The 20804-nt window shown below is 62.2% G+C and carries 20 protein-coding genes; 13 read left to right on the top strand and 7 right to left on the bottom strand.

Annotation, left to right across the window (positions count from 1 at the left end; genetic code table 11):
• Positions 1-17 precede the first annotated feature (17 nt).
• The 6 genes from NKI69_RS10495 to NKI69_RS10470 all read left to right on the top strand — a co-directional run bounded on the left by NKI69_RS10495 (position 18) and on the right by NKI69_RS10470 (position 4449).
• On the top strand, positions 18-839 hold the full coding sequence (locus NKI69_RS10495) for an enoyl-CoA hydratase (protein WP_352721204.1): 822 nt from the start codon (positions 18-20) through the stop codon (positions 837-839).
• Positions 840-849: 10 nt separating this feature from the next.
• On the top strand, positions 850-1272 hold the full coding sequence (locus tag NKI69_RS10490; RefSeq protein ID WP_352721202.1) for a VOC family protein: 423 nt from the start codon (positions 850-852) through the stop codon (positions 1270-1272).
• Positions 1272-2048: an AAA family ATPase gene (locus NKI69_RS10485; RefSeq protein ID WP_023810277.1), complete on the top strand. Its 777-nt coding sequence runs from the start codon at positions 1272-1274 to the stop codon at positions 2046-2048. The genes NKI69_RS10490 and NKI69_RS10485 overlap by 1 nt, the downstream gene beginning before the upstream one ends.
• A complete protein-coding gene (locus NKI69_RS10480) occupies positions 2045-2566 on the top strand; it encodes a CoA-binding protein (protein ID WP_023810278.1) in 522 nt (173 codons plus the stop codon). The genes NKI69_RS10485 and NKI69_RS10480 overlap by 4 nt, the downstream gene beginning before the upstream one ends.
• Positions 2567-2725: 159 nt before the next feature.
• A complete protein-coding gene (locus NKI69_RS10475) occupies positions 2726-4006 on the top strand; it encodes an O-acetylhomoserine aminocarboxypropyltransferase (RefSeq protein WP_023810279.1) in 1281 nt (426 codons plus the stop codon).
• A gap of 95 nt (positions 4007-4101) precedes the next feature.
• A complete protein-coding gene (locus NKI69_RS10470; RefSeq protein WP_023810280.1) occupies positions 4102-4449 on the top strand; it encodes a cupin domain-containing protein in 348 nt (115 codons plus the stop codon).
• A gap of 70 nt (positions 4450-4519) precedes the next feature.
• On the opposite strand, the gene NKI69_RS10465 is transcribed toward NKI69_RS10470, so the two are convergent.
• Both NKI69_RS10465 and NKI69_RS10460 read right to left on the bottom strand, forming a co-directional pair.
• Positions 4520-5236 carry a transporter substrate-binding domain-containing protein gene (locus NKI69_RS10465; RefSeq protein ID WP_031212921.1) on the bottom strand — a complete coding sequence of 239 codons (717 nt, stop codon included), beginning with the start codon at positions 5234-5236 and terminating at the stop codon, positions 4520-4522.
• A 66-nt stretch (positions 5237-5302) separates the two neighbouring features.
• Positions 5303-6553, bottom strand: coding sequence for a cytochrome P450 (locus tag NKI69_RS10460; RefSeq protein ID WP_023810282.1), 1251 nt, complete (start codon positions 6551-6553; stop codon positions 5303-5305).
• A 103-nt stretch (positions 6554-6656) separates the two neighbouring features.
• On the opposite strand from NKI69_RS10460, the gene NKI69_RS10455 reads away from it, so the two are divergent.
• Complete coding sequence (locus NKI69_RS10455; protein WP_128305447.1) at positions 6657-7760, top strand: NAD(P)/FAD-dependent oxidoreductase; 1104 nt, start codon at positions 6657-6659, stop codon at positions 7758-7760.
• A gap of 23 nt (positions 7761-7783) precedes the next feature.
• On the opposite strand, the gene NKI69_RS10450 is transcribed toward NKI69_RS10455, so the two are convergent.
• Both NKI69_RS10450 and NKI69_RS10445 read right to left on the bottom strand, forming a co-directional pair.
• On the bottom strand, positions 7784-9163 hold the full coding sequence (locus tag NKI69_RS10450) for a pyridoxal phosphate-dependent decarboxylase family protein (RefSeq protein WP_023810283.1): 1380 nt from the start codon (positions 9161-9163) through the stop codon (positions 7784-7786).
• A 49-nt stretch (positions 9164-9212) separates the two neighbouring features.
• Positions 9213-9803, bottom strand: a complete 591-nt coding sequence (locus tag NKI69_RS10445; RefSeq protein WP_023810284.1) for a hypothetical protein — start codon at positions 9801-9803, stop codon at positions 9213-9215.
• Between the two features lie 338 nt (positions 9804-10141).
• Between NKI69_RS10445 and NKI69_RS10440 the strand changes: the two genes are divergently transcribed.
• From NKI69_RS10440 to hupB, 4 genes are all read left to right on the top strand, one after another.
• Positions 10142-10771: an ATP-dependent Clp protease proteolytic subunit gene (locus tag NKI69_RS10440; RefSeq protein ID WP_023810285.1), complete on the top strand. Its 630-nt coding sequence runs from the start codon at positions 10142-10144 to the stop codon at positions 10769-10771.
• Between the two features lie 297 nt (positions 10772-11068).
• Positions 11069-12343: an ATP-dependent Clp protease ATP-binding subunit ClpX gene (gene clpX, locus NKI69_RS10435; RefSeq protein ID WP_013532190.1), complete on the top strand. Its 1275-nt coding sequence runs from the start codon at positions 11069-11071 to the stop codon at positions 12341-12343.
• 305 nt (positions 12344-12648) lie between these two features.
• Complete coding sequence (gene lon, locus NKI69_RS10430) at positions 12649-15060, top strand: endopeptidase La (RefSeq protein WP_023810286.1); 2412 nt, start codon at positions 12649-12651, stop codon at positions 15058-15060.
• A gap of 298 nt (positions 15061-15358) precedes the next feature.
• Positions 15359-15631 (top strand): DNA-binding protein HupB, encoded by a 273-nt coding sequence (hupB, locus tag NKI69_RS10425; protein ID WP_023810287.1) that lies wholly within the window; start codon positions 15359-15361, stop codon positions 15629-15631.
• Between the two features lie 144 nt (positions 15632-15775).
• On the opposite strand, the gene NKI69_RS10420 is transcribed toward hupB, so the two are convergent.
• The gene (locus NKI69_RS10420; protein ID WP_023810288.1) at positions 15776-16798 is read right to left on the bottom strand and encodes an aldo/keto reductase; all 1023 of its coding nucleotides are present in this window, start codon (positions 16796-16798) and stop codon (positions 15776-15778) included.
• A gap of 105 nt (positions 16799-16903) precedes the next feature.
• On the opposite strand from NKI69_RS10420, the gene NKI69_RS10415 reads away from it, so the two are divergent.
• Together NKI69_RS10415 and NKI69_RS10410 are read left to right on the top strand one after the other, a co-directional pair.
• A complete protein-coding gene (locus NKI69_RS10415) occupies positions 16904-17542 on the top strand; it encodes an SIS domain-containing protein (protein ID WP_502900170.1) in 639 nt (212 codons plus the stop codon).
• 3 nt (positions 17543-17545) lie between these two features.
• On the top strand, positions 17546-18289 hold the full coding sequence (locus NKI69_RS10410; protein WP_023810290.1) for a creatininase family protein: 744 nt from the start codon (positions 17546-17548) through the stop codon (positions 18287-18289).
• A gap of 278 nt (positions 18290-18567) precedes the next feature.
• On the opposite strand, the gene NKI69_RS10405 is transcribed toward NKI69_RS10410, so the two are convergent.
• Both NKI69_RS10405 and NKI69_RS10400 read right to left on the bottom strand, forming a co-directional pair.
• The gene (locus NKI69_RS10405; RefSeq protein ID WP_023810291.1) at positions 18568-19485 is read right to left on the bottom strand and encodes a carbohydrate ABC transporter permease; all 918 of its coding nucleotides are present in this window, start codon (positions 19483-19485) and stop codon (positions 18568-18570) included.
• Between the two features lie 6 nt (positions 19486-19491).
• Positions 19492-20613 carry a carbohydrate ABC transporter permease gene (locus NKI69_RS10400; protein ID WP_023810292.1) on the bottom strand — a complete coding sequence of 374 codons (1122 nt, stop codon included), beginning with the start codon at positions 20611-20613 and terminating at the stop codon, positions 19492-19494.
• Between the last annotated feature and the right edge of the window lie 191 nt (positions 20614-20804).

The raw sequence follows: 20804 nt of genomic DNA, 5'->3' as shown, positions 1-20804 counted from the left end.
TCGCGGAGACCTTATCCATGGCCGAAATCCTTGCCATCAAGTCTGCCGCCGTTGAGGGTCCGGTTGTTGCACGACTGGACAAGGGCGTGCTGCGCCTCACACTCGCCAATCCGCCCGCCAACGCCCTGTCGCTGGCGGTGATGGCGGCGCTGACGGCCGAACTCGAGCGCGCCAAGGCCGATAAGGCGGCTCGCGTGATCGTTTTGTCGGCATCCGGCAAGGTGTTCTGCGCCGGCCATGATCTCAAGGAAATGACGGCGCGCCGCACTGACGCCGATCATGGCAAGGCCTTCTTCGCGGAGACGTTTGCCGCTTGTGCGACGCTGATGCAGGCCATCGTGCGCCATCCCTTGCCTGTCATCGCCGAAGTCGACGGCCTGGCCACCGCCGCCGGGCTGCAGCTGGTCGCCAGCTGCGACCTGGCGATCGCTTCGCATGAGGCGACTTTCTGCACGCCGGGCGTCAACATCGGCCTGTTCTGCTCGACGCCGATGGTGGCGCTGTCGCGCAATGTCTCGCGCAAGCATGCGATGGAGATGCTGCTGACCGGCGAGACGATCGATGCGGCGACCGCCAAGGAATTCGGCCTGGTCAACCGTGTCGTGCCGCGCGAATATCTGAATCAGATTGTCACCAAATACGCGCAAACCATTGCTTCCAAATCATCTTTGGTTGTCAAGACCGGCAAGGAGGCTTTTTACGCGCAGGCCGAGATGGGCCTGGCGGACGCCTATGCCTATACGGGCCGGATCATGGTTGAGAACATGCTGGCACGCGACGCGGAGGAGGGCATCGGTGCCTTCATCGGCAAGCGCAAGCCGGAATGGAAGGACGAGTAAGGAGAACGTCATGGAACCGCGCATCTCCATCATCACCATTGCTACCGACGATCTCGACCGTGCGGTGCGCTTCTACGAGGCGATGGGCTTGAAGCGGCATGCCGGTATCACCGACGGTGTCGCCTTCTTCCAGATGGGCGGCGTCATTCTTGGCCTGTTCCCACGTGCCAGCGCAGAAGAGGATTCCGGCATTGCCTTGGCCGCGGCGCCATCGGCGGTCTACCTCGCCTACAACACCCGCTCCGACGCCGAAGTCGACGACGTGCTCGCCAGGGCGCAAAAAGCCGGCGGCCGCATCGTCAAGCCGGCCGGCCGGGCCTTTTGGGGCGGCTGGTACGGCTACTTCGCCGACGCCGACGGGCATGTCTGGGAAGTGGCGCACAATCCGGCCTTTCCGATCGCGGAAGACGGCACGATTTCGCTCCCCGGCTGATGGCCCATCGCAAGCAGCTGACGCGGCTCAAAGCTCCCTACCTCAAGCGTATCCTGCTTGATCCCGCGCGGGTCGAGGATTGGGAAAAATATCCCTGGAACCTGCCGCTGTTTCGCGGCCATGAGTTCGAGCTCGAATTCACCACGCCGATCACCATCATTGTCGGCGAGAACGGCACCGGCAAATCGACGCTGCTCGAGGCGATCGGCGCGTTGGCCGGCTATGATGAGGTCGGCGGCGGCAAGGGCTATCGGCCGGTGGACCATTCCAGCGCCATCGACAAGAGTGGTGCTGCATTGGCCAACACATTCCGCGGTCACTGGCTGCCGAAAGTCACCGCCGGCTGGTTCTTTCGTGCCGAATCCTTCTACTCCGTGGCCCGCTATCTCGATCAGGCAGCGCTGGAGTCTGGCGGGGCGCCGCCGGACTTCCTGTCCTGGTCGCATGGCGAGGGCTTTATCCGATTTTTCGAGGAGCGCTGCCGCAGGCAAGGCATCTACATCCTCGATGAACCCGAGAGCGCACTGTCCCCGACGCGCCAGATCGAACTGCTCAAGATGCTGCGGCGCATGGACCAGTCGGGCACCGCGCAAGTGATCATGGCGACGCATTCGCCGCTGCTGATGGCCTGTCCCGGCGCGCGGCTGTTCCGCATCAGCCGGTTCGGGCTGGAACCCGCCGACTTTCGCGACACGGACCACTTCCGCATGCTGCGCGATTTTAGCAATGACCCGGATGGCTTTCTCGACGAGGCGTTGTATGAGGACGAGGCATGATCCACGATAGTTACGACAACACCTACATCGCCGGCATCCTCAATTCGGTGAAGACCGTCGCCATGGTCGGCGCGTCCGCCAATGATGTGCGGCCAAGCTATTTCGTGCTGAAATATCTGCTGGCCAAGGGCTTTTCGGTGTTCCCGATCAATCCCGGCCAGGCCGGCAAGGAGATACTCGGTCGGATGACCTATGCCAGGCTCGCCGATATTCCGGAGCCGGTCGACATGGTCGACATTTTTCGCGCGCCGGCGGCAGTGCCCGGCATCGTCGACGAGGTGTTGCGGCTCGATCCCCTGCCGAAAGTCATCTGGATGCAGCTTGGCGTGCGCCATGACGAGGCAGCCGCGCGCGCCGAGGCCGCGGGCATCAAGGTGGTGATGAACCGCTGCCCCAAAATCGAATATGGCAAGCTGTCCGGCGAGATCGGCTGGACCGGCGTCAATTCCGGCGTGCTGTCGTCGAAGAAGCCGCTGATGCGCTCTGGCTTCCAGAGTTTTGGCGTCCGCCAGAAATAGGCGAGGGGCGAAAGCGCAAAATTATTCCGGCAAACGCCGTATTTTCCTGCCGCTTGATAGAAGGTCCTGCACGGAAGGGTATTTTCTTCTTTGCATTCGAGGCCGGGCTTCGCCAAGAATGCCCGGCGAATTTCAGAAGGTTTTTCAGGGAGGTTTTCAGTGACCCGCACGCCAGGTTTCAACACGCTCGCCGTCCATGCCGGCGCCAAGCCCGACCCGGCGACCGGCGCTCGCGCCACGCCGATCTACCAGACGACCTCCTTCGTCTTCGACGATGCCGACCATGCCGCCTCACTGTTCGGACTGAAGGCTTTCGGCAACATCTATACCCGCATCATGAACCCCACCCAGGCGGTGCTGGAAGAGCGCATGGCGGCCCTCGAAGGCGGCACGGCGGCTCTTGCGGTCGCCTCCGGCCATGCCGCGCAGGTGATCGTGTTCCACAATCTGATGCAGCCTGGCGACAATTTTGTTGCCGCCAACAAGCTCTATGGCGGTTCGATCAACCAGTTCGGCCATGCCTTCAAGAATTACGGCTGGGAGGTGCGCTGGGCCGACACCAACGACATCTCGACCTTCGAAAGCCAGATCGACGACAGGACCAAGGCTCTCTTCATCGAGAGCCTGGCCAATCCGGGCGGCACCTTCGTCGATATCGAGAAGATCGGCGACATCGCACGCAAGCACGGCCTGCCGTTGATCGTCGACAACACGCTGGCCTCGCCCTACCTGATCCGGCCGATCGAGCATGGTGCCGACATCGTCGTCCATTCGCTGACCAAATTCATCGGCGGTCACGGCAATTCGATCGGCGGCGCCATCGTCGATGGCGGCACCTTCGATTGGTCGAAGTCGGGCAAATATCCGATGCTGTCGGAACCGCGCCCCGAATATGGCGGCCTCGTCCTGCACGAAACCTTCGGCAATTTCGCTTTCGCCATTGCCGCGCGTGTGCTCGGCCTGCGCGATCTCGGCCCGGCGATCTCGCCGTTCAATGCCTTCCTCATCCTGACCGGCCTGGAAACCTTGCCGCTGCGCATGCAGCGCCACTGCGACAACGCCGTGACGGTTGCTGCCTGGCTGTCCAACCACCCCAAGGTTGCCTCGGTGAACTATCCCGGCCTGCCCAGCGACAAGAACAACGCCCTGCAGAAGAAATACTCACCACTTGGCGCCGGCGCCGTGTTCACCTTCGCTCTCAAGGGCGGCTATGACGCCGGCGTCAAATTCGTCGAGGCGCTCGAACTGTTCTCGCACCTGGCCAATGTCGGCGACACCAAGTCGCTGGTCATCCACCCGGCCTCGACCACGCACCGCCAGCTTTCCGACGAGCAGAAGGTCAAGGCCGGCGCAGGACCGGACACGGTGCGGCTTTCGATCGGCATCGAGGACGTCAACGACATCGTCGCCGACCTCGAACAGGCGCTTGCCAAGGTCTGATCTTTTTTACCCTCCTCCTTGTGGGGAGGGTCGGCGCGCAGCGCCGGGGTGGGGGTGAGCCGACGCGAAGCCGGCTCTTTCATGGAGGCAAGTTCTTGTCCGCGCATTACCTGACAATAGCGACTGACGCCGTCGAGCCTGAATCTGGCGCGCCGGCGCCGGACCGGCTGATCTCGGGCGATCCCAAATTCCGCACCTGGAATGTCGAGGAGCGCGACGGCGGCCTCTACGCCGGCATCTGGGAATCGACCCCGGGCAAATGGCGCATCGTCTATGACGAGTGGGAGTTTTGCCACATCCTGTCCGGCGTTTCGGTGATCGCGGAGGACGGTGGGCAAGCGCGCACCGTTCGGGCCGGCGACAGCTTCGTGCTGAGGCCCGGCTTCAAAGGCAGCTGGGAAGTGCTTGAAACGACTCGCAAGGAATATGTGATCAAGCTGTAGACCATGATCCCGAAAAGTGGAGGCCGGTTTTCGGGTAAAGATCATGGTCGAACAACAACAGATGTGCGGATCAAACGATGCGATCGATATCGCTGTCCGAGAATCCGTATCGCGCCATCATCTGTCGGTGCCAGTCGCTGCCCACCAATTCATCGAGGCAAGCATCGATGCGCCGGAGCAGGGCTGAATTGCCTTTGGCGATCGCGAAGGCACCGGCCGACGGCTGCTTTTCAATCGAGGGAACCTCGACAAGTCCAAGCCGCATTTCGGGCCGCCGGGTCAGATAGCCTCGATGCGCCATGGCGACGCTGGCATCGGCGTGCACGACGCCGTTGGCCACTGCGTCCGCCGCATCCGCCTGCGTTGCAAACATCCTGATCTGCCCAGGCGCAATTCCGTTGTGCAGCGCCGTAAGGTGCTGAACCTGATCGTTTATGACACCAATCAACGCTGTTCCGTCCTCGGCAATGGATTGGTAGCCGCGAAAGCCGCACGGATTGTCCACCGCGACCAGCAACCCGTCCTGCAACGCCCATATCGGCCGTGTGAAGTCGACAAGCTGCCTGCGCTCTTCGGAGAAGAACAGGCCGGTCGTCATGGTCCAACGGCCCTCGACCAACCCAGGCAGCAGCTCAGCGAATTCGGTTTCGATCGGCTTAAAGCTCGCCAATCCGAGCATGTCACCGAGCCTGCGCGCAAGCTCGACGTCACAGCCTGAGACCTCGCCCGGTGCGCCGGTGAAGCAGAATGGCGGCTCTTCCAGGAAGGCGAATTTCAACTCGGTCATGTCAGGCAAAGCGTCGCCGTCCTATTTTGCCGGAAACTGGCTGAGGCAGCCCCAGGTTCGCGATCGTCAAAAGCCGACGGCGAGCGTTTCCAGCCCATGGAAGTGGTAAGTGTCGCGGAAGCTTGGGCTTTCGGCAAGATGCAGCTTCGGATGCCGTTCGAACAAGGTTTTCAGCGACACCTGCAATTCGAGCCGGGCGAGCGGCGCGCCGATGCAGAAATGGATACCGGCGCCGAAGGAGACGTTCTTCTGGTCGGCACGGTCGGGCCGGAAAGCGAGGGGATCGGCGAAGGCGCGCGGGTCATGATTGGCCATGCCAAGCAGCAGCCCGATCGTCTGCCCCGGCTGCACGACGATGCCGGGCGAGACTTCGATCTCCTGATAGGCGTAGCGCGTGAACATGTGCAGCGGCGCGTCGAACCGCAGGCATTCCTCGACCGTTGCCGCGGTCGTCTCGGGCGAGCCGAAGAAGCGGCTGACATCGCCCCCTTGCGCAAGGATCGAGCGGACGGCATTGCCGGTCTGGTGCACGGTCGCTTCATGGCCGGCATTGAGCAGCAGGATCGCCGAGGACACCATCTCGTCCTCCGACAGCTTTTGGCCATCCTCCTGCGCCGAGATCAGCAGCGACAAAAGGTCGTCGCCGGGATTCCTGCGTCGTTCGGTGACGTAGCCACGGAGGAAATCCGCAAATTCGCGCGCGGCGCGGTTGGCCGTCTCTTCGATTTCGCGGGTGCGGCCATGCATATACATGGCAACCATCTGGTGCGACCAGTCGAGCAGTTGCGGCCCCATTTCGACCGGCACGCCGAGCATTTCGGCAATGATGGTGATCGGCAAGGGCGCCGCGAAAGCAGGCAACAGGTCGACCGTCTTGCCTGGTTCGAAACGGTCGATCAGGTCGTTGGCCAAGGCCTCGACACGCGGCCGCAGCCTTTCGACCTGGCGCGAGACGAAGGCGCGGTTGACCAGTGTTCTCAGACGCGTGTGCACCGGCGGCTCCAGTTCCAGCATCGAATTGGCTTCGAGCCTGTCGAAGGCCCTGAGATGGCTGCGGTCCTGTCCAATGCCGCGGCTGTCTGGAATGCCGGCCGGGTTCTGGCGGCCGAAGCGGCGGTCGCGCAGCAGCCGGTTGACGTCGTCGAAGCCGCCAAAGCACCAGAAGCCGAATTCTTCCCAGAAGAATGCATTCGATACGCCATGCAGGAAAGCATAGGCATCATAAGGGTTTTGAAAAAAGGCCGGCTCGTGCGGGTCGAGCCGCAGGCGTCGAGTGGCTGGATCAAAGACCAGGGCGGGTGGCGTCAATTTGCTCATGCCAGACCAATAGCGCGGCTTGCCAGCCTGGTTCCAGACCGTATGTTGGCGCCCGCAATCGAATACGTTGAGCCAGCCGACCGGCTGCGGAAAGTCTGATTTGATGAATGTGATCGTTGTCGGCGCGGGCATTGCCGGTCTCTCCACGGCGTGGTCGCTGGTCAAGGCCGGCCACAGCGTTTCGATCGTCGAGCAAGGGCCGATCCCAAACCCGATGGCCGCGTCGGGCGACCATCATCGCATCATCCGCCGCGCTTACCGCGCGGGGACCGGCTATGGCCGGCTGATCACCGAAGCCTACCAGGCCTGGGACGAGATGTGGGCCGATCTCGGCGAAAGCCATCTTGATGCGCGCGGATTTGTCTGCGTTTCGCGCGAACCGGGCGACGAGGCCGAGGAATATCGCGAGGGCCTGGAAGAAGGCAATTTTCCGTTCGAATTGCTGGAGCCCGATGCAGCAGTGAAACGCTGGCCGTTTCTCGAAGCCGGCTCGTTTCGCTACGCCTATTTCTCGACCGAAGGCGGCGCCCTGCATTGCCGCAAGATAGCCTCCGGCATGGCAAACTGGCTGCGCGCCAACGGCGCCAATGTCTACGAAAACAGCAAGGTCATCGAAGTCGACGCCGAAGCCGGCCACATCGTGCTCGAAAGCGGCGAGACGATGCAGGCCGACCGTATCGTTGTCGCCGCCGGCGCCTGGGTGCTGAAACTGTTTCCGGAACTGGACGGCGAGCTGAAGACCTATCGAACCGCACTCGCCTATGTCGAACCGCCGGCCGACCTCAAGGCCGCCTGGCGGGTGGCACCGGTTGTCCTCGATGTCGGCGGCGCGATCGACGGCTATGTGATCCCGCCCTCCGGCGGCGCCGGCATGAAATTCGGGTCCGGGCTGCACAGGGTGCCGACCAGCGACGCCGATTGGAACCGTCAGCCGGTGGCGGGCGAGGGCGAGGCGATCCGCAACCTGTTTTCGCCGCCGATCGCGCGCATCGAGGAATACAGGGTGACCGAGGTGGTCACCTGCGCCTACACCTTCACCGAAGATGAGAAGTTCTTCGCTCACGAGCGAGGAAAATGCCTGATCGTCTCGGCCTGCTCCGGCCATGGCTACAAATTCGGCGCTGCGGTCGGCCGGCGCGTTGCGGCCGCGGTGGGCGACGGCGACATCGCCGGCCTGAAGACATGGCTGCGGGCGGAAGTGGCCTGAACGCCGCCAGGTTGAAGACTCACTCAGCGATTGATTTCGTCTGCGGCGGCAATGACTTCGGACACAATCGCCTGCACGTCATCTGGGGTCGTTCGGTGATTGACGAAACACGCGCGCAGCGCGAAATGGCCGTTGATCGTCGCATTCGACAGATACACCCGGCCGCGCGCGATCACGCGGCGCAGGATCGCTTCATTGTTCTTTGAGCGGTGGCGGAAACAGACTGCGCTTAGCGATACGGGTGCAAGCTGTTCCAACTCCGGCTGCGACGCGATTGCCTGCGCCAACATCTGGGCATGGTTGAGATCGCGGGCGATGGCTTCGCGATAGGCACGGCGTCCGTGATACTGCAGCGACATCCAGAGCTTCAGCGCACGGAAGCGTCGAGAGAGTTCGATCGACTCCTCAAAGAACGCAAATGCTTCCGTAGGGTCATCGCTCAGTATCCTGACGTAGTCGTCGCTGTGCGAAAAAGTCTTTCGCGCAATGTCCGGGTGACGATAGAGCAGGCAGCCGCAATCGAGTGGCTGATAGAGCCATTTGTGCGCATCCAGTGACAGCGAATCCGCCGAAGACAACCCTTGGAACTTTTCCGGCGCCGCAAGAGCCGCCAGCCCTCCGTAGGCACCGTCGACGTGCATCCACAGCGCCTCCCTCCGGGCGATGTCTGCAATCTCGGGAAGGGGATCGATCGCACCGGAGATGATGGTGCCGACCGTGGCCACGATGGCGATGGGCATGTTTCCGGCCTCGCGGTCGACGGTGATAGCCGCCTGGAGGGCATCCGTCCGCATCCTGAATTTGTCGTCGACAGGGATCAAACGGAGATTTTTTCTACCGATCCCCAACAGCGCGACGGCCTTTGGAATGGACATGTGCACTTGCTCGGAAGCATAGATCACGCAGGGCCGCACGCCTGTTTCGTTGGCTGGTAGCTTCGCTTCCCGCGCCATCGCCAGGGCCATGAGGTTCGCCGTCGAGCCGCCGCCGCACAGGCTGCCTGTAAATCCGGGGCAACCGACAGCCTCCGCCAACCACCCGATCACGGCGCGTTCGATCGATGTCGCAGCCGGAGCCGACCGCCACGACGTCACATTCTGATTGAGCACCGCAGCCAGCAGCTCCCCCAGCGCGCCGACCGGTTCGCCGGAGCCGACGACATAACCGAAGAATCTGCCGGTTGAAGGCCGCACATGCTCCGCGATCGACTTGAAATCCTGCAAGACTTCCCGTCCGCGGCCGCTCTCCTGCCAAGGCCGCGAGAACAGTTCGGTCGTCTGTTTGCCGCTGGTCGTGGGATACGTCCGACGTTCCTCGAGGGAGGCCCAGTAACCTTTGGCAAGCGCCAAGGCTTCTTCGGCAAGGTCTGACAATTCCTGATTGGAAATTTCCAGGTCGCGCATGCCCTCAGCCCTACGGAGATCCGCTGCGACGCAGGTTACGCTATGCTCGCTAATCCTGGCAATGCCTGGGAATATGCACCCGCCGCCAGCCCGATGAACCTTCGCGAACCAGCACGCGGCGCGCGATGGTCTGGTAGGAGGCGGGAACATCGATGACGCGCCTTTGCTCGGGCTGCACCAGCACCTCCTGGGCGATCCTGTCGTACTGTGCGGGGATGACCACGCGCCGCGTGCGTTCGGGCTGGATCACCACGGTTTTGGCAACACGTTCGTAGCGCGCCTTGTGCCATACCTTGCACAGCACCTTGCGGCCATGGATGACGCGCCATTCCCAGGAGTAGCCGCCGCCATCGACCCGGACCGTGCGGTAGACGGTGCGGGTGACGGCCGGCACGATCTGGTAGGTCACTTGCGCCGGAACGGTCATCACGACGCGCTCGCGCGTGCCATAGATAGGGGCGATATAGTCGACCTGCTGGCCGGGCGGACTGATCATCACGTCTTCATAGACCGTGTCGTAGACGGCCGGACTGCGGACCGGTTCATAACATTCGACGGCGCGGCCGCCGGCCGCCGTCTGCGAAATCGTGCCGAGCATGGTCAGCCCGGCGATGGTGAAGCATGCGGTTTTCCCGGGCATGACACTCCCCCTGTTGAACTCTACGCATAAGTTCAACGTTGAATTGTAGAGGAAGCCGTTTCGGAGAAAAGCGGTTTCGGCGCATTTCGTTAAGTGACGCGGTTAAGAAACTGCTACCTTGCGCGGCCGGCCATGCGGCTCCGGACCCGCGGAAGCATCCGCCGCCGCGAATCCTTGGTCAGAAAGCTTGATTCGACTTACCCAGATGGCTAGGAGGGGTCGGCCTTGCACAAGGATGAGCCGGCATCCTATTTACGGAATAACGATCCAGAACCGATTCTGCCCGATCCGCCAGCATTCCCGGCGCCGGAATCCCACCGCGAGATAAGAGACAACTGATGAAGAACCCCGTCGAAACCTACATGAACCTCGTTCCGATGGTGGTCGAACAGACCAATCGCGGCGAGCGGGCCTACGACATTTTCTCGCGTCTCCTCAAGGAGCGCATCATTTTCATCACCGGTCCGGTCGAGGACGGCATGGCGACGCTGGTCTGCGCGCAGCTTTTGTTCCTCGAAGCCGAGAATCCGAAGAAGGAAATCAACCTCTACATCAATTCGCCGGGCGGCGTCGTCACCTCCGGCATGGCGATCTACGACACCATGCAGTTCATCAAGCCGGCCGTGTCGACGCTCTGCATCGGCCAGGCGGCTTCGATGGGTTCGCTGCTGTTGACCGCCGGCCACAAGGATATGCGCTTTGCCACGCCGAACGCCCGCATCATGGTTCACCAGCCTTCCGGCGGCTTCCAGGGCCAGGCGTCCGACATCGAGCGCCATGCCCTGGATATCATCAAGCTGAAGCGTCGCCTCAACGAGGTCTACGTCAAGCACACCGGCAAGAGCTACGAAGAGATCGAGAAGACGCTCGACCGCGACCATTTCATGACCGCTGACGAAGCCAGGGATTTCGGCCTCATCGACAAGGTCATTTCGTCGCGCGAGCCGCCTGAAGGCGCTGTGGCATAAGGGCTTATTGGCAGTTGGATGGCGGCATCACGCGCTTTTGGTGTGTCTTGCGGCATTTCGGCCACAATTGGCTGTTCCCTCGGGGGACAGGATTGCCTACGTTAAGGCTATGTTGAGTTTCGGCGGCTTAGCTTTATGCGGGGTTGTCGCGAATCATTGCCACGTTTTCTGATTTGTGTTTCGTACGGAATGCGTTGCGGGAGCCGGAACACACTGGCGGCGGCGGATTCCCGCGATAGATAGAGTATGCGCCCTTTCAGCCAGACCATCGGCGGGCGGCCATGAAAGGACATGAAAATGAGCAAGGTCGGCAACAACAGCGGCGATTCCAAGAACACGCTTTACTGCTCGTTTTGCGGCAAAAGCCAGCACGAAGTGCGCAAGCTGATCGCCGGTCCGACGGTCTTCATCTGCGACGAGTGCGTCGAACTCTGCATGGACATCATCCGTGAGGAGAACAAGACCTCGATGGTGAAGTCGCGCGAAGGCGTGCCGACACCGCAGGAGATCCTCAAGGTTCTCGACGATTATGTCATCGGTCAGCCCTATGCCAAGCGCGTGCTGTCGGTGGCGGTCCACAACCACTACAAGCGCCTCGCGCATGCCGGCAAGAACAACGATGTCGAACTGGCAAAGTCCAACATCCTTTTGATCGGCCCGACCGGTTGCGGCAAGACGCTGCTCGCGCAGACGCTGGCCCGCATCATCGACGTGCCCTTCACCATGGCTGATGCGACGACGCTGACCGAAGCCGGCTATGTCGGCGAGGACGTCGAGAACATCATCCTGAAGCTGTTGCAATCGGCCGACTACAATGTCGAGCGGGCCCAGCGCGGCATCGTCTACATCGACGAGATCGACAAGATTTCGCGCAAGTCGGACAATCCCTCGATCACCCGCGACGTGTCGGGCGAGGGCGTGCAGCAGGCGCTTCTGAAGATCATGGAAGGCACCGTCGCCTCGGTGCCGCCGCAAGGCGGCAGGAAGCACCCGCAGCAGGAGTTTCTGCAGGTCGATACGGCCAACATCCTGTTCATCTGCGGCGGCGCCTTCGCCGGGCTGGACAAGATCATCTCGGATCGCGGCCGGAAGACCTCGATCGGCTTCGGCGCGGTCGTCGCTTCGCCGGAGGATCGCCGCACTGGCGATGTCTTCCGCCTGGTCGAGCCCGAGGATCTGTTGAAGTTCGGTCTTATCCCCGAATTTGTCGGCCGTCTGCCGGTTCTGGCGACGCTGGAAGACCTCGACGAACCGGCGCTGATCCAGATCCTGACCGAGCCGAAGAACGCGCTGGTCAAGCAGTATCAGCGGCTGTTCGAGATGGAGAATGTCGACCTGACCTTCCACGAGAACGCTCTTTCGGCGATCGCCAAGCGCGCCATCGAGCGCAAGACCGGCGCGCGCGGCCTGCGTTCGATCATGGAGGCGATCCTGCTCGACACGATGTTCGAGCTTCCCGCGCTCGAAGGCGTGCGCGAAGTGGTGATTTCGGAGGAGGTGGTGACCGGCAGTGCCCGGCCGCTCTACATCTACTCCGAGCAGAAGGAAAAGAAGGGCAATGTCAGCGCCTGACATGAGCCCGCAGCGAAATTCTGGAACGGCGCCGCAAGGCGCCGTTTTGCTGTCGCGCAGGGGTTTTGCGCGGCGTACGGCTTGGCGTCGCAAATGTGTCACTCGCGGACGGGTTGGAAGTGCGGATTTGGACGCGCCCCTTGATCTTTGGGGGTCGTGCATCCAACTAACTGGAGAAGGCCGAGGTGCCCGATTTCTGTGCTGTAAAACTCCCGTCACAAACGGTGGTAGGCGGAACGATCCCCGGTCGTTAATATAAGATTCGCGGTTGGCTGATTGGCAGCCGCGACATGAAAGGTTGGACAATGGCCAAAGTATCCAAGGCACCCAGCGACGGCGTCTTCGCAGTTCTCCCACTGCGCGACATCGTGGTGTTCCCGCACATGATCGTGCCGCTCTTCGTCGGGCGTGAGAAGTCGATCAAGGCGCTGGAAGAGGTGATGGGTCAGGAAAAGCAGATCCTGCTTGCCACCCAGATGAATGCCGCCGACGACGATCCCGAGCCCGATGCCATCTTCGACATCGGCACGCTCGCCAATGTGCTGCAATTGCTCAAGCTGCCCGACGGCACCGTCAAGGTTCTGGTCGAAGGCGCTTCGCGTGCGAAAATCGTCTCGTTCACCGACCGTCCCGACTTCCACGAGGCCCGCGCCGCGGCGCTGGTCGAGCCGGAAGAGGAAGAGGTCGAGGTTGAGGCGCTGGCGCGTTCGGTCGTCACCGACTTCGAGAACTACGTCAAGCTGAACAAGAAGATCTCGCCCGAAGTGGTGGGTGCTGCCAGCCAGATCGACGACTATTCCAAGCTCGCCGACACGGTTGCCTCGCATCTCGCCATCAAGATCCCTGAGAAGCAGGAAATGCTGGCCACGCTCTCGGTCAAGGAGCGGCTGGAAAAGGCTATGGGCTTCATGGAAGCCGAAATCTCCGTCCTGCAGGTGGAGAAGCGCATCCGCTCGCGCGTCAAGCGCCAGATGGAGAAGACGCAGCGCGAATACTACCTCAACGAGCAGATGAAGGCGATCCAGAAGGAACTCGGCGAAGGTGAGGACGGCCGCGACGAGGCCGCCGAGATCGAGGCGCGCATCAAGAAGACCAAGCTCTCCAAGGAGGCCCGCGAAAAGGCGGAAGCCGAGTTGAAGAAGCTCCGGACGATGTCGCCGATGTCGGCTGAATCGACCGTCGTGCGCAACTATCTCGACTGGATCCTGTCGATTCCGTGGGGCAAGAACTCCAAGGTCAAGCAGGACTTGGCTTTTGCGCAGAACGTGCTCGACACCGATCATTTCGGCCTCGACAAGGTCAAGGAGCGCATTGTCGAGTATCTCGCCGTGCAAAGCCGCCAGAAGAAGCTGAAGGGGCCGATCCTGTGCCTCGTCGGCCCTCCCGGCGTCGGCAAGACCTCGCTCGGCAAGTCGATCGCCAAGGCGACCGGTCGCGAATTCATCCGCATGGCGCTTGGCGGCGTGCGTGACGAGGCCGAGATCCGTGGCCACCGGCGCACCTATATCGGCTCGATGCCCGGCAAGGTCATCCAGTCGATGAAGAAGGCCAAGAAGTCCAACCCGCTCTTCCTGCTCGACGAGATCGACAAGATGGGCCAGGACTTCCGTGGCGATCCGTCATCGGCGTTGCTCGAGGTCCTCGATCCGGAACAGAACTCGACGTTCATGGACCATTACCTCGAGGTCGAATACGATCTGTCGAGCGTCATGTTCGTGACGACGGCGAACACGCTGAACATCCCGGCGCCCTTGATGGACCGCATGGAGATCATCCGTATTGCCGGCTACACCGAGGACGAGAAGATCGAGATCGCCAAGCGGCACCTGATGCCGAAGGTGATCCGCGATCATGCGCTGCAGCCGAAGGAGTTTTCCGTCGGTGAGGACGCGATCCGCGCCATCGTCCAGACCTACACCCGTGAAGCGGGCGTCAGGAGCCTGGAGCGCGAGCTGATGAAGCTCGGGCGCAAGGCGGTGACCGAAATCCTGAAGACGAAGAAGAAGACGGTGAGCATCACGGCGGAGAACCTCTCCGATTACCTTGGTGTGCAGCGCTACCGCTTCGGCCAGGTCGAGGCTGACGATCAGGTCGGTGTCGTCACAGGTCTTGCCTGGACGGAAGTCGGCGGCGAACTGCTGACGGTCGAAGGCGTCATGATGCCCGGCAAAGGCCGCATGACGGTGACCGGCAACCTGCGCGACGTGATGAAGGAATCGATTTCGGCGGCGGCCTCCTATGTCCGCTCGCGCGCCGTCGATTTCGGCATCGAGCCGCCGCTGTTCGACAAGCGCGACATCCACGTGCACTTGCCGGAAGGCGCCACGCCGAAGGACGGCCCGTCGGCAGGTGCTGCCATGGCGACAGCCATTGTGTCGGTACTGACGGGTATTCCGGTCCGGGCGGATGTGGCGATGACCGGCGAGATAACGCTTCGCGGCCGCATCTTGCCGATCGGCGGGCTCAAGGAGAAGCTGCTCGCCGCACTGCGCGGCGGCATCAAGAAGGTGCTGATCCCGGAAGACAATGCCAAGGATCTGGCGGAGATTCCGGACAATGTGAAGAACGGCATGGAGATCATTCCGGTCTCACGTGTCGGCGAGGTGTTGCGGCACGCGCTGGTGCGTATGCCGGAGCCGATCGAATGGGTCGAACCGGTCAATCCGCCGGCCGCGACAGACAGTGCCGACGACGCTGGAAAATCCCTGGCGCATTAGAGCTCCGGGCGTCCATCTGGACGCACAAAGGACGCTCTAACGCTCAGACTTGTGCATGGCCCCTGCCGAAAACCGGCTACGGTTTTCAGGGCCATGCATTGGTTTTCGTCAAGGTTGCAGCGCACAAACGGAGAGCCGGGCCTAGCGCCCGGCTTTTTCATGTGAAAAACCCAGCATTTCCGGGCTTTTTCCGTTTTTTTCCTGCCTTTTCGGCTTGGTTGCGGCAACGCTTCTTTCTACAGTCCGTTTCCTGCCGGATGAGTCGATAGTTCCGGTGTTCTCATGGAAGGGAATTTTTATGAACAAGAACGAACTGGTGTCCGCTGTCGCCGACGCCGCGAGCATTTCGAAGGGTGACGCGCAGTCGGCGGTCGATGCGGTATTTTCCACCATCACCGGCGAACTGAAGAAGGGCGGCGATGTCCGGCTTGTCGGCTTTGGCAATTTCACCGTGTCAAAGCGTGCCGCCTCGACCGGCCGCAATCCTCAGACCGGCGCCGAAGTGAAGATCCCGGCGCGTACCGTGCCGAAGTTCTCGGCCGGCAAAGGCCTCAAGGACGCAGTCAACTAAGCGCCTTTTTCTTTTCAGAGACCAGAAAAGCCGGGCTTGCCCGGCTTTTCATTTTCGTGGCCTACGCACGTACACACGACCAGAAAAGCCGGGCTTGCCCGGCTTTTCATTTTTGTGCCAGACGCTGACGCGACGGCGGCCGGCTTATGCGGTCGGCGCTTCAGGGCGCATAAGGCCTTCCTTCTTGAGATCGGCCCAAAGGGCTGCGGGCAGTTTCGCATCGAGCAGCGAGCGATTGCTCTCGACTTCGCTCGGCCGCTGGCCACCGGGGACCACTGAGACGACCGAAGGGTGCAGTAGCGGGAATTGCAGGGCGGCCTCGATCAGCCGCACGCCATGGCGCTTGCAGACGCTCTCGATGCCGGCGACGCGGTCGAGGATGTCCTTCGGCGCTTCGGAGTAGTTGTAGTAGGCGCCGGGCTTCGGTCCGGTCGCCAGGATGCCGGAGTTGTAGGGGCCGCCGAGAACGATGCCGATGCCGCGTGCCTGGCAGAGCGGCAGGAAGGACGTCAGCGCCTCCTGTTCCAAGAGCGTATAGCGACCGGCCAGCAGGAACAGGTCGAAGTCGCCGCGCTCGGCCAGCGTCTGCGCGACCTGCCACTCATTGATGCCGCCACCGAACGCCTTGATCACGCCCTGGTCGCGCAGCGACAGCAAGCCGTAATAGCCCGAGCGCATGAACTCTTCGAGGCGCCGGTCGGAGGCTTCCTTGCTGCCATGGGTGAAGATGTCGACATCGTGCACGAAGAGGATGTCGATCCGGTCGACGCCGAGGCGCTCAAGCGAGGCTTCGAATGAGCGCATGACACCGTCATAGCTGTAGTCGTACACCTCGCGGCGCGACGGCGTGTCGAAGAATTTGCCGATGCCGGTGCGCTCTTCGGGCGGGCAGGCACGCATGATGCGGCCGACCTTGCTCGACAGCACATAGTCGTCGCGCTTCTTGCCGCGCAGGAACGGGTTGAGCCGCGTTTCCGAGAGGCCGAGCCCATAGAGCGGCGCGGTGTCGTAGTAGCGGCAGCCGGTCGCCCAGGCGGCCTCCAGCGTGGCGTTGGCGTCCTCGTCGGAGACGGCACGGTAGAGGTTGCCGAGCGGCGCCGTGCCGAAGCCGAGCTCGGTGAAACTGATGCCGCCATTGCCGATGCGGTCGAAATGCCGTGTCTTCATATGCTGCCGTTTGCCTCGTTTGATTTGTCTGACATGACACTATCATGCCTGTGGTCCGGCAAAAGCATCGCTGCGCGTTGGACACGCATTTTCGCGGTTGCTAGCATGAACGAAATCAAGCTGTTCGTAGCAGCAAGAGCGGCAAATCCCAGGGTAATTTTCAATGGCAGGTTTGCGGTGAGCAACAAGAGCAAAAGCCTGTTCGAGACCGCGCTTGAGGAGCTCGGCGGCGTGCTGGCACGCATCGACGAAAGCCGGATCGACGCCGCCTGCAAAATGCTGGCCGGCGCGCGACAGATCGTCGTCTATGGCTGCGGCCGCGAGGCCTTGCAGGTCAAGGGTTTTGCCATGCGGCTCTACCATTTGGGCCTACCGGTTTCCGTGGTCGCCGACATGAACACACCGCCGCTGGGGCAGGGCGATGTCTTCCTGGTCAGTTCCGGGCCGGGAGAGACCTCGACCGTGCTGACCTTGATGCAGGTCGCGCGCCAAGCAGGTGCAACCAATCTCCTGTTGACCGCCCAGGCCGAAGCCAGCGCGGCAAGGCTTGCCGACTTCACCCTGCTCATTCCCGCGCAGACCATGGCCAACGATCAGGGGGCGCAAAAAACATCGGTCCTGCCGATGGGCTCGGTGTTCGAAGGCGCACTGTTCCTGCTGTTCGAGGTGATGGTGCTGAAGCTCAGGGAATTGATTGGCGCGTCGCCTGAAGCAATGCGCGCCCGCCACACCAACATGGAATAGATCATGCGCTACGAACTGATGCTGCCACACCAGATCCGCAGGGCGATCGCCGAGAATTGGCCGGTCGCTCTGCCGCTTGGCGTGCTCGAATACCATGGCGAGCACATGGCCGTCGGCATGGACACGCTGGCCGTCGTCAAGACGCTGGAACTGTTCGAAAAGGAGAAGGACGTCGTCATCCTGCCATCCTTCTACTACGGCGCGGCAAGCTATGCGGTGGCGCCGCCGGAAGGCAGCGGCTCGGTGCAGGTCGGCGGCAATGCGCTGGCGCCGTTCGGCGAGGAGCTGTTCTACAGCCTGCTGCGCATCGGCTTTCGCAACATCCACGCCATCATCCACCACCAGACCGAGAATTTCGCCGCCGGCATGCCGACCGATCTGGCGTTCAAGACCGCCGGTCGCCAGGCGATCTTCCGCTTTCTCGAAAAGGAACGCGGCGAGGGCTGGTGGGGGTCGCAGGCGATGGCCGACTACTATTCCGGGCACGCCGCGGGTGAAAATTTCTTCAACTGGGTACAGGTTCATCCGCTGATGCCGGCTGACATGAACGGCAAGTACCCGTTCGACCATGCCGGCATCGGCGAGACATCGCTGATGCTGGCGCTATGCCCGGAGGCGGTGGACGCCGGTCACTTCGACGACAACAAGAGCTGGTATACGGCGAGCGCCAAGGACGCTTCGGCTGAGCTTGGGCAGAAGGGTGTGGCTATGATCCTCGATCACCTGCGGATGATTCTGAGGAGCTAGCTACGAGATTGTCGGGCGGCTTTGGTAGTTCGTCATCCTAGGGCGAAGCAGGAGCGAAGCGACGTCGCGGAGACCCTAGGATCCATGCCGTGACCGCAGCCAACGAACGCTGCGGCGCAGGATAGAAGCGGTTCGCAGCGGCCTTTCCTCGCGTCAAAAGTTTCTTCACCGTGGCGGAGCGCCGATGTCACGGCATGGATCCTAGGGTCTGCGCCGCGTCGCTTCGCTCCTTGCTCCGCCCTAGGATGACGAAGTGATGGAGCCTGGCGCCACTCGCCCTACTTCACCGCACCCGCGGTCATGCCCATGATCAGATAGCGCTCCAACGCGATGCCGATGACGGCGAGCGGCGCGATGGCCGCCGTGGCGAGCGCCGCCATCGACCACCAGTTGATGCCTTGCGAGCCGGTCTGGCTTGCCACCATGACCGGGATGGTCTTGGCGTCGGTCGAGGTCAAAAGGGCGGCGAAGAAATACTCGTTCCAGCACAGCACCATCGCCAGGATGAAGGCGGCGACCATGCCCGGCAGCGCGATCGGCATGACGATGCGGAAGAAGGCGCCCCAGATCGACAGCCCGTCGACAAGCGCTGCTTCCTCGAGCTCGACCGGGATCGAGTTGAACTGGTCGCGCATGATCCAGATGACGATCGGCAGCACCATCAGCGTGTAGAGCAGGATCAGCCCGACGCGCGTGTCGAGCAGGCCGACCTCGCGGTAGAGCACCAGGAAGGGCAGTGCGAGCACCACCGGCGGCAGGATCAGCTGCGACAGGAAGAAGAACGAGATGTCCTCGTTCCTGAACCAGGCGAAATGATAGCGATAGCGGGTGAGCCCGTAGGCGGCGAGGCTGCCGATGACGATGGCGAGGCTCGACGCGCCGACCGAGGTAATCACCGAATTCATGAAGCGCTTGAGGAACTCCTCGCGCACCGTCGAGGTCTGGAAGATCGAGTCCGGCGACAGACCGAGCGAGCGCCAGCCCTTCCAGTCCGGCTGGAAGTCGACGAAGGGGATGAGATGGCCCTGGGTGACGTCGACCGCGGTCTTGAACGAGGTCGTGATCGTCCAGTAGATCGGGAACAGGCAGATGAACGCCCAGAAGGCCAGCGCCCCATAGATGAAGACGCGGCTGGCGAGGAAGCTCGCCGGCGAGCGGATCTCTGAGGCGACATATTCGGTGGTCTGAACGCTCATCTCAGCTCAATTCACATTTCGGACAAAACGATTGGCGAATTTCAACAGCCACGTGACGAACACGACGATGATCACCAGATAGGCCATCGCCAGCATGGTTCCGTAGCCGACATTCGAACGGTCGCGATATTCGCGGTAGATGAAGCTCGACACGGAATCGGTGGCGCCGCCCGGGCCGCCCGACGTCACCGTGATGATGATGTCGGCAAGCTTCAGCTTGAAGATGATGCGCAGGATCACCGCCGTCACCGACACCGGCAGCATCAGCGGAAAAGTGACCTGCCAGAAGGTCTGCCACGCACTGGCGCCGTCGACGCGTGCGGCTTCGAGCACCTCGCGCGACATCGCCTGCAGCCCGGCCAGCAGCATGATCATCATGAACGGAATGAAGGTCCAGGCATCCAGTATCATGATCGATATGCGCGCGATGATCGGGTCGGAGAAGAAGGCCGGATTTTCCCAGCCGAGATGGCGCGCCAGCGTTGCGGCCGGTCCGAACCGGTATTCCATCAGCGACTTGCCGATCATCCACGACACGGCGACCGGCGACAGCATCAGCGGCATCAGGAAGACGACGCGGAAGAATTTTCGCGCCCGGATCTGGGCGTTGAGGAGCAGCGCCAGGCCGAAGGCGATGACATATTCGACCGCCACCGCCAGCACATAGAGCACCATGTTGAACAGCGCGTTGCGGTAGTAGGGATCGGCCAGCATCTGCCAGAAATTGTCGAGCCCGTTGAACTTGCGGCCACTGAAGGAACTGAGGTTCCAGTCGGTGAGAGCGATGTAGAATCCGAACAGCGTCGGGAAGATCACCATGGCGATGGTGAACAGCAGCGCCGGCAGCAGGAACAGGGCACGTTGGCCGTCCTCGCCGCGCGTCAGCACCTGGCCGACGCCGATCGCCACGCCCCACAGAACATAGGCATAGACGACGGGGCGCCAGGTCTCGAAGCCGATCGTATCGGCGCTGCCCTTGTAGAGGATTTCCAGCACGATGACCGCCAGCAGGCCAAGCGTCGCAACGGCCATCAGCGCCCAGCCGAGCCGCTTGCGGCCTGGAGAGATCAGATCGGAAGGGCCGGCATCTGCCGGCCACTGGTTCGCGGTCGAAGTCTGGTCAGCCACAAATCTCGCCCGTTTGAAGGCTCTCGAGGAGCCGGAGCCGGTCTAAAGTGGTGGGGGGGGGGGGGGGGGGGCCCGGGGGGAAGGGAGCGGGCCAGCCGGGCGGGCCGGGGGTGTTGGTGGTGTGGTTGTGGGGGGGGGGGGGGGGGGGGGGGGGGTGCCCGCGCGCCCCCCCGGCGGGGGGGGCGGGGGGG

It is taken from the genome of Mesorhizobium sp. M0491 (genome assembly GCF_040321265.1).
Taxonomy (GTDB): domain Bacteria; phylum Pseudomonadota; class Alphaproteobacteria; order Rhizobiales; family Rhizobiaceae; genus Mesorhizobium.
The sequence above is the reverse complement of the archived record's forward strand: the minus strand, read 5'-3'. Positions and strand labels throughout refer to the sequence as shown.

Coding starts and splice junctions, on each gene's coding strand:
- clpX (WP_013532190.1), top strand. CDS start 11,069: ATGAGCAAGGTCGGCAACAACAGCGGCGATTCCAAGAACACGCTTTAC.
- NKI69_RS10440 (WP_023810285.1), top strand. CDS start 10,142: ATGAAGAACCCCGTCGAAACCTACATGAACCTCGTTCCGATGGTGGTC.
- NKI69_RS10465 (WP_031212921.1), bottom strand. CDS start 5,236: ATGACCGAGTTGAAATTCGCCTTCCTGGAAGAGCCGCCATTCTGCTTC.
- NKI69_RS10495 (WP_352721204.1), top strand. CDS start 18: ATGGCCGAAATCCTTGCCATCAAGTCTGCCGCCGTTGAGGGTCCGGTT.
- NKI69_RS10420 (WP_023810288.1), bottom strand. CDS start 16,798: ATGAAGACACGGCATTTCGACCGCATCGGCAATGGCGGCATCAGTTTC.
- NKI69_RS10405 (WP_023810291.1), bottom strand. CDS start 19,485: ATGAGCGTTCAGACCACCGAATATGTCGCCTCAGAGATCCGCTCGCCG.
- NKI69_RS10450 (WP_023810283.1), bottom strand. CDS start 9,163: ATGCGCGACCTGGAAATTTCCAATCAGGAATTGTCAGACCTTGCCGAA.
- NKI69_RS10485 (WP_023810277.1), top strand. CDS start 1,272: ATGGCCCATCGCAAGCAGCTGACGCGGCTCAAAGCTCCCTACCTCAAG.
- NKI69_RS10460 (WP_023810282.1), bottom strand. CDS start 6,553: ATGAGCAAATTGACGCCACCCGCCCTGGTCTTTGATCCAGCCACTCGA.
- hupB (WP_023810287.1), top strand. CDS start 15,359: ATGAACAAGAACGAACTGGTGTCCGCTGTCGCCGACGCCGCGAGCATT.
- NKI69_RS10490 (WP_352721202.1), top strand. CDS start 850: ATGGAACCGCGCATCTCCATCATCACCATTGCTACCGACGATCTCGAC.
- NKI69_RS10410 (WP_023810290.1), top strand. CDS start 17,546: ATGCGCTACGAACTGATGCTGCCACACCAGATCCGCAGGGCGATCGCC.
- NKI69_RS10445 (WP_023810284.1), bottom strand. CDS start 9,803: ATGCCCGGGAAAACCGCATGCTTCACCATCGCCGGGCTGACCATGCTC.
- lon (WP_023810286.1), top strand. CDS start 12,649: ATGGCCAAAGTATCCAAGGCACCCAGCGACGGCGTCTTCGCAGTTCTC.
- NKI69_RS10415 (WP_502900170.1), top strand. CDS start 16,904: ATGAACGAAATCAAGCTGTTCGTAGCAGCAAGAGCGGCAAATCCCAGG.
- NKI69_RS10480 (WP_023810278.1), top strand. CDS start 2,045: ATGATCCACGATAGTTACGACAACACCTACATCGCCGGCATCCTCAAT.
- NKI69_RS10455 (WP_128305447.1), top strand. CDS start 6,657: ATGAATGTGATCGTTGTCGGCGCGGGCATTGCCGGTCTCTCCACGGCG.